The following is a 12,050-nucleotide window of genomic DNA, read 5'->3' as shown; positions in this document are numbered from 1 at the left end:
CACCTGCTTACTGTGACATTATATAAGTGTCATGAAGTGACAAGGTTCGAGAACCTCTCTCTCTGCAAGTGGCTGTAAATCAACGATTTACAGCCCTTTTTGTGCCCTAGACCTTTGATTTTTCTTTTAGCAATAACTTCAGGTATTGACCTCTCTGCTGTATGAAACACTTTTTATTACCTCTTGCCTTACTCTTTATTTCTTACCGTTCTATTAATGCTCAAGTCTACACTCAAAGTACTGTTGACGGCTCAATCACTATTTCTCCTCAGGGAATGCAGGGCAGCAACAACGGCAACGCAGTTAGTTCAAACACGGTACTTGGAGCAAATGCCATGAAATCCAATACCACGGGTTATAATAATACCGCTATGGGCTTAAATGCCCTGTTTTCCAATAGGGGAGGCCATGAAAATACAGGTGTAGGGATGAATGTGCTTTATAGTAGTTATGGGAATTATAATACAGCAATGGGGCATGAAACTCTTATGAACAACGGTCCCGGCAGTGTGAATACTGCTATTGGGCAACATTCAATGCAGTATAATTGGAGTGGAAGTGTTAATACTGCCGTTGGAGTGTCATCACTTCAGTCCAATACCAGCGGTAATGGAAACACGGGCATTGGTATGTCAGCGCTCTACAATAACAGAACCGGAATAAATAACACAGCCTTGGGCATATCTTCATTGTATGCAACAAGAGACGGACGGTCAAATACAGGGGTAGGAGCCTCAGCGCTTGCAGATAACAACTTAGGCTCTCGAAATACGGCGGTAGGTGATTCAGCAGGGTGGAATAATGTAAGTGGCAATTCAAATACGTTTTTAGGGTATATGGCTGATGCTTCCGCCACGAATCTCACGAATGCTATCGCCATTGGTTATAACGCTGAAGTGAATGCCGATGACAAAGCTGTGATTGGAAATGCCGCAGTTGCCACCATCGGGGGATATGGGGCATGGACAAACTATTCAGACCGACGATTGAAGGAAAATATTATTTATACCAATCGTTTGGGATTGGATTTTATTTTAAAGCTTAAAACGGCTTCTTATAATTACAGTAGTGATCCGTATAAACGTCGCCGTGATGGGCTGATTGCGCAGGATGTGCAGCAGACTTTGCGGGAAATGAATATTCCGTTCAGTGGCTTGGTGGAAGATAAAGATGAGGCTAAAACGCTTAATCTTTCGTATGCAGAATTGGTAGTACCATTAGTGAATGCAGTTCAGGAATTAGATAGAAATAATCGTCATTTACAAGCTGAAAATGAGGAGCTTAGAAAGAAGTTAGCTCGAATTGATGAGCTGGAAGAATTGAAGGGGGAGATTGCCAAATTAAAGGCAGTGCTGAATACAGATTCTTCACTACATCTATCTGAGAAAAAATAGCTGTTTATGTGAATAGAATGTCTATAGTTGGAAAGGCCCCTAACAAACTATCATCTTTATTTCATTAATGCATACCGGCTGGTACCTTGTTACTGATAATGAAAGGTTTAGAAATTACATTAGTTTGGCAAGACCCTAACACAGAGGAATTTTATTTCAGAATAAGCAATGGGGTGAATTCATGTGAACTGACCTTATACTTAGGGATAGAAGACTTATATGATTTTGGCAAAAAGCTTCAGGAATTTCCTCAAACACTTAGTGACAAAGTATCTATTGAAATCGAATCAACAGATATTTCTTATTTGTCATTAGAGGCGTTGTGCTATAATCAATTTGGCCATGCTGCTCTAAAAATTCATGCAATTAATGACAGTAATATTCCGCAAATGTTTGATCTGACATTTTATATTCAATGTGAAGTGGCAGCCATAAACGAATTAGGGAGTCAACTGACGAATTGGGATTTGGCAAACTCTGACTATTTGGAGTGGCATCCTAAAATGTGAAGATTTTTCATATTAATCTTAACGAGTCTTTCATTAGGCGAAAAAGAAAAGCCTCTCAAACAAATTAGTTGAGAGGCTTTTCTTTGTGAAAATTTAAGACTGGAGGCTACATTTCAAACCCTGCAATATTCTCGGAATGACTACAGATTTTGGCCGGTTACATTAATAATCTTTTCGCCCAAGGTGTGTAGCAAAAGGGATAGCAAACAAAAAATAAATGCAAAGAATATAAAAGACTATCACCAAAATTTCCACCAAGGCTTAGAAGCTTTGTTCAACCTTTTCCATAATTCTTTTTTATAAGCTAAATAGTTATCTGACAACGGTACGTTTATTTCTGTTGCTCCTTTTTTTTGCAAATGTTCTTGCAATTTTTTAGAATCTTCATGTTTTACCGAACTTTCACCTTTTAGACTTTCCCATAATTCTTGCTCAGAAGCTGAAAAACTGTTTAGAACCGGTTTATTTATTTGTGTTGCTTCTTTTTCTGCGAAATATTCCTGCAATTTTTCAGGATCATCATATTCTTTGGACAAAAGTAAATAATTGCTATTCAGTATCTCTTTAATTTCCTTTTTAGGTTCATAATCAACATCAGATTCTTCAAAATCTTCATCATCGTATGAATACATAAATCCTTCTAAATCATAATAAAGGTAAATGTCATCATCTTCACTGGTCAGATAGCCTTTCCCTGTTACCATATACTCACCGGCACTCGGTAAGTTCAAATCAATGAATATTAGGTCTTCTAAACTAAAATATAACTCCCCATATTCAACTATCTTACCGTCGACAAATGGTACAATATGTGCTTCATCGTTTCCACAATTGAAGTCAATTGTAATTTCCTTTCCTGCTTTGAGCAGTTCGTTTAATTGGTGTTTTAAACCGTATTTGTTAATTGTTCTCATTTTTTTGAAGCCAAATCAATTCGTCCCTATCAGGGAATACCTGCCATTTTTGGGTGAAACGATATTCTTGTAAAAGGTTATTTATCATTTGTTTAGGTGGGATAGACTTTGCCAATAGCAAAGCTTTGTCCATGCCATAAAATTTCTCAACTAAATATATTCCAAAGTCACTACAAGTGATTATCAAAGATGACTCGCACGTTGAGCGTAAAAAAGGTTTGTATATAAAGTCCTTTAAATCAGGGTCTTCAATTTGCGGAATTATAAAGTTGGGAGGTAGTTCAAAATTTACAAACCAATCATTCAATGTAGGAACATACCCACTTAAGTCCTCTTTACAATGCTCCGCTGCAATATCCCGAATTAAAATAGTTTTGTTGTCTGAATTTAATATATAGTGGCCAAATAGAAGGACGCAGAGTTCAATTCCATATAAATTATGAATTAATACTCGATGTTTTGAGTGAAAAATAAATAGCTTACTACTATCTATGAAGTTATGAATTTGAAAATAATCTTCGGCCTTCCCACCGAATTTCCTCTTTGATAATAAACAATGTTTCCAAATGTCCATTTTTAACTTATCTATTCGTTTTTGATGCTAATCCTCTTGTCACCAACGAGAGGGTTTTTCTTTATCTTCTAAGATTAAGAGTTGATTCTCAGTCCTTTAATGTTATACTGTGGTGAGTAGTTTGAAAAAAGCCTTTTTTCAAGCTCTTTTCGACCTAATTCAACAGGGATAAATGAGATCGTTAACTCTGTAGTGATGTGCAGATTTAATTCTGCCTCTATTGTATCACAAAACTTTTTACTTGATGTAGGTTTAGTGTAATCATCTCTGTTTGAAAAAAGTTTTATCCCGATCGAACGCCTTATTACGTGATTGCGTGTATCAATAAGGTCTTTCATTCGCCCACGGATACTGCCGGTTTCACCGGCATAGACAATTTGATCTGCAGAACGGAAGATATAAACTCCCGGCACGTTTGGGAACTGTGAAGCCCATGAACGTGTCAACTCTATTTGATGTCGCTCAGAGGCAAGTAAATTGTTGAGAAGTTCATTAAGGTAATCTGAAATTGATAATTTCATAGTATGTTAAAAAAGCACCACAAGATCCCAAACTAGCCTGTCAACCCGCCTGATACAAAACTCGTTATGGATAGTTTTTAGTCATCCTCCATTAAATCAATTATCCGACCATCTTGAAGTCTGTATGGGCCGTTTAATTTGGAGTTTTCGGCTTTGGCTTTTTCCGCTGCATCAAAGTAATTATCCAAGCACTCTTGAAGCAGTGCTTTGTCCTGAGTATCCCAGTACTCACCCTCGTCTGTTACCTGCAGGTAAACAAAATGAGGTTGAATTTCTTTTAGAAGGGAAATGATTTGCAAATGTGTGTCAATACCTGCGAACTGCGTTTTGCAGTACTCTTGGATATAATTGTTTTTGTCAAACTCAAGCCATAGCGGGTCCGAGTTTTCGTCGGGTTGTATTTTTATTCCTTTTGTGGGTCCTTCGTAATCCCAGTCTTGCTCATCTTTTACCCGGTCAAGTTTTTTCAATAATTCAGAAAAAGATTGGTGGGGCAAGCTATTTGTCAGCGCAAAATTTTTAGCTTTGGTCATTACGATGTCAAAGTCTTTATCTGACTTTAATTGTCCTTCAAAATGAATTGTTACTCCCATGTCTATCTTTAAAATAACTGCTAATGGTTTGGATATTGCCGAATGCGGTGATCCTCAGTACTACCATTCCATAAAATTACAAATATTGAATTACTTCTGTCAGGTCAATAATTACCGATAATCCCAGTGTGCCAGCTCAGTTGCTTTTAACAATATCTTGTTGACGTTAGTTTTAAGGGAGCATCAGGGGGTAATTCGTAATCCCTATTCCTTCCGATGCTGAGAGGAAATAAAAATCAACCGTCAGTTTATGTCTAGTAAGGTTATACAAATTACTGCCGTTGTCGAACTTTATTGTCTTTAATTTGTTTTCAAAATCTTCAAGTTCAGATAATTGATAAGGGATGCCTTCAGTAAATTTTTTAATGGAGTATAGTTTTATTATTTCTTCAGCCGTTTTTGGAGCAATTGGGATGTCGACCCAAATTTCGATACCATAACTACCTTTTGAAGGGATGTCTTTGGGGAACATCATTTTTTGTCCATTTATTTCAAAAACATGGTCCCAATAATAGTTAGTTTCTCTATCCATAGTGACGTCAACTCTTTCTATTGGTTGAGTAATTCCTGATGTATTCGTAATCATAATTCGAATAGGAACTGTTAAGTGAAATGTAGAGTTGTTTGAAGTTAAAGTTAGTTTTTTACCGGTTACTCTTGACTCCGTAAGCTTTAAACTGAATTCCTCACTCTTTTGAGCCTGTCTATATGAATAATAAAACGTCAATGCCGAAACTAGCATCGCTAATAGGCTAATTATGTTTGCAAATTTGGGGGATTCGAGTACTTTCATAAAATTGGAGCTAACGTTGTGGCAATATTCTGCCTGCACAGTGTTACTGATTGTCTGAATAAATTCTACTTTTAATAAGTTCGAAAAGCTGGCTTTTCGTTAAATACTGAGAGTTTTTCATAAGCATGTCTATGAATTCCTTTTATTACTTATGTAGCATTGGGTCTCAAGCAGAAACAAAATTAGCAATTGCCATAAGAGATAGTCTGGTCGAAACCAAAGGGAAACTTGAAAGTATACTCATTACCTGCCATAAAATGCAATGTTGCAGTAGGTTGGGTTAGAGATATATAGTTTTATAATTTACAGGGCTTATACCGCCTTTTTTGTCAAAAGTAAATCTTTCTTCTTGTGATACTATATTTATTGCCATTGCTTCCATGTAATTAAATACAATATGTCGTATAAATCTTATCGTTTCAGCAAGTATATTCATTCGGTTGTTATATGTAAAATCAACTAGCTTTTTATTGTTATTCTCTCTGTTGTAAATTATATCTGGCAGAAAAATATTAAATACTACATCATTATTTTCGGTTATTCGAAACGAGCCTTTTGCCATAGGTTTTGTCAGTTCCTCAATGCTATCCTTTTCAAAGTTATCTACACCTTCATATTTTATTACGGAATGATTGTTGATTGCAAATGTCCTATAATGAACCAAACAGTTTCTTAAATCGATTAAATATTGTAATTCTTCAGTGTTTGCAATTCGCTCATAAATGGGGCAATCAGTATTTCCACTCCCCAAATCGGTTACGGATTTAGGCATTTGATTTGTTGGGTTTTTAAAAAGAGGATATATAATGTGTTTGAGGTTATCTAACGAAATTCTAGCTAAACTAATAAATGCATAAAATTCATACATCAAATTCTGCATTTGTGGTGTATGCATAATAAATACATGGACAAACGTTAATTTATTAAGCCTTGTTAAGAGTTCTTCTGCAATCGCTGAGTATTGTGTAATCATAGAATCAGCATGGTACATTAATCCATTCAAATGCCATATTGCATATTCTCCCTTTAAATAATGTTCCTTTGATATTTTTTGGTATTCCTGACTAATTTCCTGAATTGCATCTTTCATCTGCTTAAGGTCTTCAGAATAGGAACTTGGCTTGCGTTGTGTGTGCATAAAAATTACTGATAACTCGCTGATTGATGTACTCAAAAGGTTTTACATATGGTTTTCTCACTAGTGATGAATGTCGTTTATTTATTTCTTTTCAAATAATTGTAGAACCATTGAGCCATTCGATCAAATGAGCCTTGAAATTTGGATGTAATATTGTAAATAGTCAACTAAAAGTGGACAGATAAAGCTTAAGAGCGAAGAGACAATTTTGTATATTGTTTCACTTAACTTTTCTTTATCATGTCCAAATCAACCAAAAAAGCTTCAGTTAAGCCCTCAGCAAGTAAGTCAAGCTCTTCACCGGAACGCAAACCCGTTCTCTCCATCATTAAAGACATTCAGCGGCAGACTCGCCGTCAATACTCCGTAGAAGAAAAAATTCGAATTGTCTTGGAAGGTTTACAAGGCGAACAATCGGTGGCGGAAATATGTCGACGCGAAGGATTAAACCCCAATGTATATTATCGCTGGAGTAAGGAGTTTCTGGAAGCGGGCAAAAAACGTTTGGCCGGTGATACGACTCGAGAAGCTACCGCTCCAGAAGTCCATTCAATGAAGAGTGAAAATGAGGCGCTTAAGCAGTTAGTAGCGGAGTTAAGCTTAGAAAATCGACTCTTAAAAAAAAACCTTAAAGCCGACGAATAACCCCTATCATCGTATGACACAGTCAGAAAAAATGCGGGGCCGCCTTTAGATTTGTATGGTTGAACCAAACCAAGAAACCGGTAAGTTTACTTTTCCGTTGTTGAGCAGGACATAGGCACTTTAAGGGGCCGCATGGGAAAAACCCACCACGGGATTGAATCCTATCTCCTGTCTTTATCCAAACATCAACGGGGTCGCCCGAGCGATAGAAATTCGGGTAAAACCCATTAGCCAAGGTGTTGATGGCGGATAAAATCTCAACAACAGACTGTAAAAATACACAAACTCTTAGCATCAATCACATGGAAACGCAGTATTTTATCGGTATCGACATTTCAAAAGAAAGCTTGAATTGGGCGGTTTGCAGTGCTAATAAAATTATTCTGGAACAGGTCTCAGGCAATGATATAAAGAGCATTACCAAAACTGTAATAAGCCTGCAACGGCAGTTAAATTGTAAACTCGGGACTGCCGTTTTCTGTATGGAACACACCGGGATTTATCATACTCGTTTACTGAAATATTTGCTGAGCCGCAAAGCTGCAATTTGGCTGGAATCAGGTAGCCAAATTAAATACTCAATGGGGGATGTACGAGGTAAAAACGATATCGTTGATGCTCAACGTATTGCCCGTTATGCTTACAAGAATCGGGACGAAATCAAGCTCTATACCCCTCCCAGAGCCATTATTGAGCAATTGGATAACTTACTTGACATTCGTGACAGATTAGTTAAAGTACGACAAATTTGCCTGACAGCATTGAACGAGCAAAAGTCTTGTGAAGCCAACAAAACCCTGACAAAAGACACAAAAAAATACTCTGCCCATACGCTTAAAGGAGTCGAAACTGATTTACAAACTCTCGAAAAGCAGATCAAAGAACTCATTAATTCTGATCCACAGCTCAAATCACTTTTTGAAAATATTACCGCACCGGCGGCCCGGCTCTGTTCCTGGGGTTGGTATTGTCACTGCGGCTAAATGTATTGTCATTACCGATGAGCGGCCCGCCGCAGCGGTTTAAAAAGTTCGATAATGCTAAACAACTGGCCTGCCATGCCGGGGTAGTACCCTTTGAAAACTCTTCAGGTACCAGTTTACAGTCAAAGCCCAGAGTCAGTAAAAAAGCTCACAAAGGGATTAAAGCCACTTTGTCAAATTGTGTTATGTCTGCCATGAGATACAACACTCATTTTAAAGCTTTTTATGAGCGAAAACTCAAGGAAGGGAAAAACAAGTATGCGGTCTTCAATGCGATGAAAAACAAGTTGGTTAGGCTTATTTTTTCTTTAGCCAAGAATAGACAGAAATATAACGAAAATTATACCTGCTCTCTTGTTTGAATCATGAACTGTGTTCAAATGCAAGCATTCAATCGAAATTTTGGTTGATAATTATCATTATAATCTTCATCAAATCGAACTAATGCGAAAGCTTGGCGGAGTAACTTGTTGGCAACAGCAATCAGAGCTAATTTAGATGCTTTACCGGCAGCTTTCAGACGCTGATAAAACTCTCGACACGCTTTATTATAACGGATTGCTGACCAACTGGCAACATATAATAAACCACGCAAATCAGGATCTCCCGTTCGACAAATACCGCGATGAGTAGCCATTTTACCTGATTGATAAGTAGTAGGGGCAAGGCCAATAAATTTGGCTAATGCTTTAGCCGAACGGAAATCCTGAAAGCCATTTGTAGTCTCAATCAGTGCCGTAGCAACTTTATGCGAAATGCCTTTTATTGATGTTAATCGATTATACTGTTCTTTAAAATCATCCTGACATATTTGGCATACCTCCTGTTGGAGGCTGGCAATAGCAGCCTCAAAGCGATCAATCATTTCCTGTAAACTTTGCTCAGTTGATAAATCTTTAACCGGTAGGGGAGCAAACGAATGTTGTAAATTTAGAAGTATGGTGCGTTGCTTGTGATATTGGCGCAATAGTGTTCTCTTTTGTCGAAGACGCAACAGACTATCAGTAGTCATTTGATATAGAGGCGGTTGTATTAATCGACCGTATTCGGCCAATAAAACAGCATCTCTTGGATCAGTCTTAGTGACTGACAATTGCATCTTAGCGAAATTATGGCTCTGTTTAGGATTAATGACCGATACATTAATTTTTGCCTGACAAAGCATGTATGTCACCAAAACGGAATAAGAACCCGTAGCTTCCAAAATACAGTGAGATCCATTAGGTAAATGGCTTAATAAGGAATGGATACCCTCCGGTGTATTATGATAAGTGTTAATAGTCCAGCCTCCGCTCATTGTTGGCAAGGCCACTGCTAAGGTAGTTTTAGCTACATCAATCCCAATGTACTTTTTCATAAATAAATCGGTTTAATAAACGTTTAGCAAACAATGAAGAAGCGAGCAGTGAATTTTTAGACCCTGGCATAGCATACACGGTTTCAAAACCAATTGAACTGTCGAGGCTTTAAAAATTCACCCGTGCAGATCGGAACATGATTCACAGGGTTGGCTATAGAAATCGCGGATTTCCCTACACGGGTTGCTCAACTGACAGTTTAATTACGGCCATTTTGAGTATTTATTACAACAGAGTTCAAATGTACTATAGAAATCCCGTGCGGAAATAATCACTTTAGTAGAGCAATCCTCGGCCAGTGTTAAGACTACTTTGCGTGAATTGGGGATTAATCGGTCTACCTTTTATGAATGGTACAAGCAGTATTTATCACATGGTTATGACGGCTTAGCCCTGTCACCGGTAAGTCGGCAAAGTGGCTGGAATCGACTCCCGCCTGCCCAAAAAAGTCGTATTATCGAATTGGCTTTAGAGCGGCCTGAACTTTCCTGTCGGGAATTAGCTTGCTATATCGTTGATAATCAGGGCTGGTTTGTCTCTGAATCAACTGTTTATCGACTTTTAAAAAAACAAGGTTTGATCACTACACCGGCTTACCGATTAATGGAAGCAGCGGATCACTTTATTAACCCTACCACCGCACCTAATCAGCTTTGGCAAACCGACTTTACCGCACAGGCGGCCCTGCTACTTCAAGGTTAAACAGTGGGGATGGTATTATCTGTCAACAGTACTGGATGATTACTCGCGTTTTATTCTTTCCTGGGAGGTATGCCCGGGTATGCAGGCCACGGATGTAGAACGCACCTTGCAAGCAGCTTTGCAAGTCAGTGGATTGAGTAGCGAGCAACGCCCCTGCCTCCTGACAGATAATGGATCAGCTTATGTGTCACAGTATTTGAAAAGTTTTCTTAAACAGCAGGAAATTGAGCATGTCCGCAGTGCTCCATTCCACCCCATGACACAAGGTAAGATTGAAAGGTAACGGTACGCCGTCGCGGCATCGATCTATGAAGAATATTCTTTTGTTGGAGCATTATTTTAGCCCTGATGAATTAACTCACAGAATTGCAGAATGGGTGGATTATTATAATCATGAGCGTTATCACGAATCACTCAATAATCTGACTCCAGCGGATGTCTATTATGATCGTCAACAGCAACGCTTAGAAGCACTTAAAAAAACAAAACAATTAACTATGTTACAACGTCGGAAAAATTATATTTGTCAGCATGTTTCGACCGCCTAAACTCTCTCTTTCTTTTCAACAGCTTCTGTCCACTTTCAGCTGACGACATACAATGCCAAGTTAACGGCTCGGTTATTTCCTCCATCAGTTTTGGCACAGGTTGAGACTGTAATACGACGGGTAGAACTTCTGATATTTCTTCAAGCACATTTATAGTGGTATTTTTAGCTATGATATTCACTAAATCGGCTCGTTGAGAAATGCGTTTACCGTCGATGATTTGCCCCTTATGAGCCGAAAAAAGACCGTTAAGGTAGATATCCTCTTCGTAGGCCTGTAATTGCCGCTTTAACTGCTTGAGGGAGGCTTCCAGCTGCGTTATCCGGTCTTCTTTTTGGGGCCATTTGTCGGCCTGTTCAAGCAATGCTTCAAACTCCCAGATAGCTTTGCGGATAAACTCGCTTTCTTTAAGTTGGAGGTTTTGGGCTGTTTCCTTCAGATGGAGTTTAGTTGAGTCATCGACGCGGAGGTTAATGAGGTTGTTTTTCATTTGTATTGGGCCGGTTAATAAGTATAAACGCAAGATAAATAAACTTTCTTTGATTCAATTGTTCCATTAACTACCTTATGCTCCATGAATGATAGTTACCGCTCCCTGTTCAAAAAAAACCTGATTGCTTTTGCCAATAACAATCCCAATAAAGAGAAAGAATATACCGCCTTTTATCCCATCGTTGGAAAGAACTATAATCTGAATAATCACCTGTTAGTTATTGGGCAGGCGGTGAACGGTTGGTTAAGCTCAGGCTTTAAAGTTACCGATGATGAAACTGCACTGGATGCTCATATAGAATTGTCGCTTCAGGAGTCACAGGCTGAAGGGGAGGAGTGTGCATTGAATTGGGTAAATACAAATTGGGTATCATCGGGTCTTTATCGTTCCTTCTTTTGGAATGTCATTTATAAGCTGGTTAAGCAAAAGTATAGCCAAACCGATGAAAATTGGAATGAGGTAATTGCATGGAGTAATTTGATGAAGATAGCCCCTCAACAGGGCTGGAATCCTGACGATGAAGAGATAAATGCACAGGAGTATGCTGCCGCGTTGTTTATGGAAGAGCTAAGTCAATTAAAGCCCAAAAACGTCATTCTCTTTACAAATCTGGAAACATGGGCAAAACCCATTTTTGAGAAAGCCGGTATCGCATACGAAACGCATCCATCGGGATTTATTCAGGCTACGGCCACCTATGGTAATTCCAGGATTATTGTCACTCAACGTACACGTATGGGCATGAATCATCAGAACTGCATTGATGAGTTGATGAAGGAGATGGTATAAGTTATCAGCCGTTCAGAATAATCCGAAATTCGTCGAAGGTGATGATAGGGATAGGAGGGAAGAGGTAAGAAAAAGGATATACCTATATCAGTGATC

The 12,050-nt window shown here is 38.4% G+C and carries 16 protein-coding genes and 1 pseudogene; 9 read left to right on the top strand and 8 right to left on the bottom strand.

Annotated elements, in window-relative coordinates:
* Nucleotides 1-161: 161 nt before the first annotated feature.
* Both ACQY73_RS04005 and ACQY73_RS04000 read left to right on the top strand, forming a co-directional pair.
* On the top strand, nt 162-1,394 hold the full coding sequence (locus ACQY73_RS04005; RefSeq protein WP_428661787.1) for a tail fiber domain-containing protein: 1,233 nt from the start codon (nt 162-164) through the stop codon (nt 1,392-1,394).
* A gap of 98 nt (nt 1,395-1,492) precedes the next feature.
* Nucleotides 1,493-1,903, top strand: coding sequence for a hypothetical protein (locus ACQY73_RS04000; RefSeq protein ID WP_428661784.1), 411 nt, complete (start codon nt 1,493-1,495; stop codon nt 1,901-1,903).
* Nucleotides 1,904-2,142: 239 nt separating this feature from the next.
* Here the strand turns inward: ACQY73_RS04000 and ACQY73_RS03995 are convergent, their stop codons facing one another.
* The 6 genes from ACQY73_RS03995 to ACQY73_RS03970 form a co-directional block, all read right to left on the bottom strand.
* On the bottom strand, nt 2,143-2,817 hold the full coding sequence (locus tag ACQY73_RS03995; RefSeq protein WP_428661782.1) for a hypothetical protein: 675 nt from the start codon (nt 2,815-2,817) through the stop codon (nt 2,143-2,145).
* Nucleotides 2,804-3,391 (bottom strand): DUF6915 family protein, encoded by a 588-nt coding sequence (locus ACQY73_RS03990; RefSeq protein ID WP_428661779.1) that lies wholly within the window; start codon nt 3,389-3,391, stop codon nt 2,804-2,806. The genes ACQY73_RS03995 and ACQY73_RS03990 overlap by 14 nt, the downstream gene beginning before the upstream one ends.
* A gap of 74 nt (nt 3,392-3,465) precedes the next feature.
* Complete coding sequence (locus ACQY73_RS03985; protein ID WP_428661777.1) at nt 3,466-3,912, bottom strand: GIY-YIG nuclease family protein; 447 nt, start codon at nt 3,910-3,912, stop codon at nt 3,466-3,468.
* Between the two features lie 77 nt (nt 3,913-3,989).
* The gene (locus ACQY73_RS03980; RefSeq protein WP_428661774.1) at nt 3,990-4,445 is read right to left on the bottom strand and encodes a hypothetical protein; all 456 of its coding nucleotides are present in this window, start codon (nt 4,443-4,445) and stop codon (nt 3,990-3,992) included.
* A gap of 232 nt (nt 4,446-4,677) precedes the next feature.
* The gene (locus tag ACQY73_RS03975; protein WP_428661771.1) at nt 4,678-5,298 is read right to left on the bottom strand and encodes a hypothetical protein; all 621 of its coding nucleotides are present in this window, start codon (nt 5,296-5,298) and stop codon (nt 4,678-4,680) included.
* 280 nt (nt 5,299-5,578) lie between these two features.
* Nucleotides 5,579-6,388 (bottom strand): hypothetical protein, encoded by an 810-nt coding sequence (locus ACQY73_RS03970; protein ID WP_428661768.1) that lies wholly within the window; start codon nt 6,386-6,388, stop codon nt 5,579-5,581.
* 288 nt (nt 6,389-6,676) lie between these two features.
* On the opposite strand from ACQY73_RS03970, the pseudogene ACQY73_RS03965 reads away from it, so the two are divergent.
* The 3 genes and pseudogenes from ACQY73_RS03965 to ACQY73_RS03955 form a co-directional block, all read left to right on the top strand.
* A pseudogene (locus tag ACQY73_RS03965) lies at nt 6,677-7,060 on the top strand (transposase); the annotation flags it as partial.
* 323 nt (nt 7,061-7,383) lie between these two features.
* A complete protein-coding gene (locus ACQY73_RS03960; RefSeq protein WP_428661765.1) occupies nt 7,384-8,064 on the top strand; it encodes an IS110 family transposase in 681 nt (226 codons plus the stop codon).
* 17 nt (nt 8,065-8,081) lie between these two features.
* The gene (locus ACQY73_RS03955) at nt 8,082-8,426 is read left to right on the top strand and encodes a transposase (RefSeq protein WP_428661763.1); all 345 of its coding nucleotides are present in this window, start codon (nt 8,082-8,084) and stop codon (nt 8,424-8,426) included.
* A gap of 14 nt (nt 8,427-8,440) precedes the next feature.
* Here ACQY73_RS03955 and ACQY73_RS03950 read toward each other — a convergent pair whose 3' ends face one another.
* Nucleotides 8,441-9,421 (bottom strand): IS110 family transposase, encoded by a 981-nt coding sequence (locus ACQY73_RS03950; RefSeq protein ID WP_428657733.1) that lies wholly within the window; start codon nt 9,419-9,421, stop codon nt 8,441-8,443.
* Between the two features lie 268 nt (nt 9,422-9,689).
* On the opposite strand from ACQY73_RS03950, the gene ACQY73_RS03945 reads away from it, so the two are divergent.
* The 3 genes from ACQY73_RS03945 to ACQY73_RS03935 are packed head-to-tail and all read left to right on the top strand — an operon-like array spanning nt 9,690 to nt 10,672.
* Entirely contained in the window at nt 9,690-10,124 is a 435-nt protein-coding gene (locus ACQY73_RS03945; protein ID WP_428668416.1) for a helix-turn-helix domain-containing protein, read from the top strand.
* A complete protein-coding gene (locus ACQY73_RS03940) occupies nt 10,039-10,407 on the top strand; it encodes a DDE-type integrase/transposase/recombinase (RefSeq protein WP_428668414.1) in 369 nt (122 codons plus the stop codon). Before ACQY73_RS03945 ends, ACQY73_RS03940 begins: the two co-directional genes overlap by 86 nt.
* Nucleotides 10,397-10,672: an integrase core domain-containing protein gene (locus tag ACQY73_RS03935; RefSeq protein WP_428661760.1), complete on the top strand. Its 276-nt coding sequence runs from the start codon at nt 10,397-10,399 to the stop codon at nt 10,670-10,672. The genes ACQY73_RS03940 and ACQY73_RS03935 overlap by 11 nt, the downstream gene beginning before the upstream one ends.
* Here ACQY73_RS03935 and ACQY73_RS03930 read toward each other — a convergent pair.
* The gene (locus ACQY73_RS03930) at nt 10,620-11,162 is read right to left on the bottom strand and encodes a hypothetical protein (protein ID WP_428661757.1); all 543 of its coding nucleotides are present in this window, start codon (nt 11,160-11,162) and stop codon (nt 10,620-10,622) included. The genes ACQY73_RS03935 and ACQY73_RS03930 overlap by 53 nt on opposite strands.
* An 84-nt stretch (nt 11,163-11,246) precedes the next feature.
* Between ACQY73_RS03930 and ACQY73_RS03925 the strand changes: the two genes are divergently transcribed.
* Nucleotides 11,247-11,954, top strand: coding sequence for a hypothetical protein (locus ACQY73_RS03925; protein ID WP_428661754.1), 708 nt, complete (start codon nt 11,247-11,249; stop codon nt 11,952-11,954).
* The last annotated feature ends 96 nt before the right edge of the window (nt 11,955-12,050 follow it).

This window comes from Runella sp. (assembly GCF_965279615.1).
Classification (GTDB): domain Bacteria; phylum Bacteroidota; class Bacteroidia; order Cytophagales; family Spirosomataceae; genus Runella.
The sequence above is the reverse complement of the archived record's forward strand: the minus strand, read 5'-3'. Positions and strand labels throughout refer to the sequence as shown.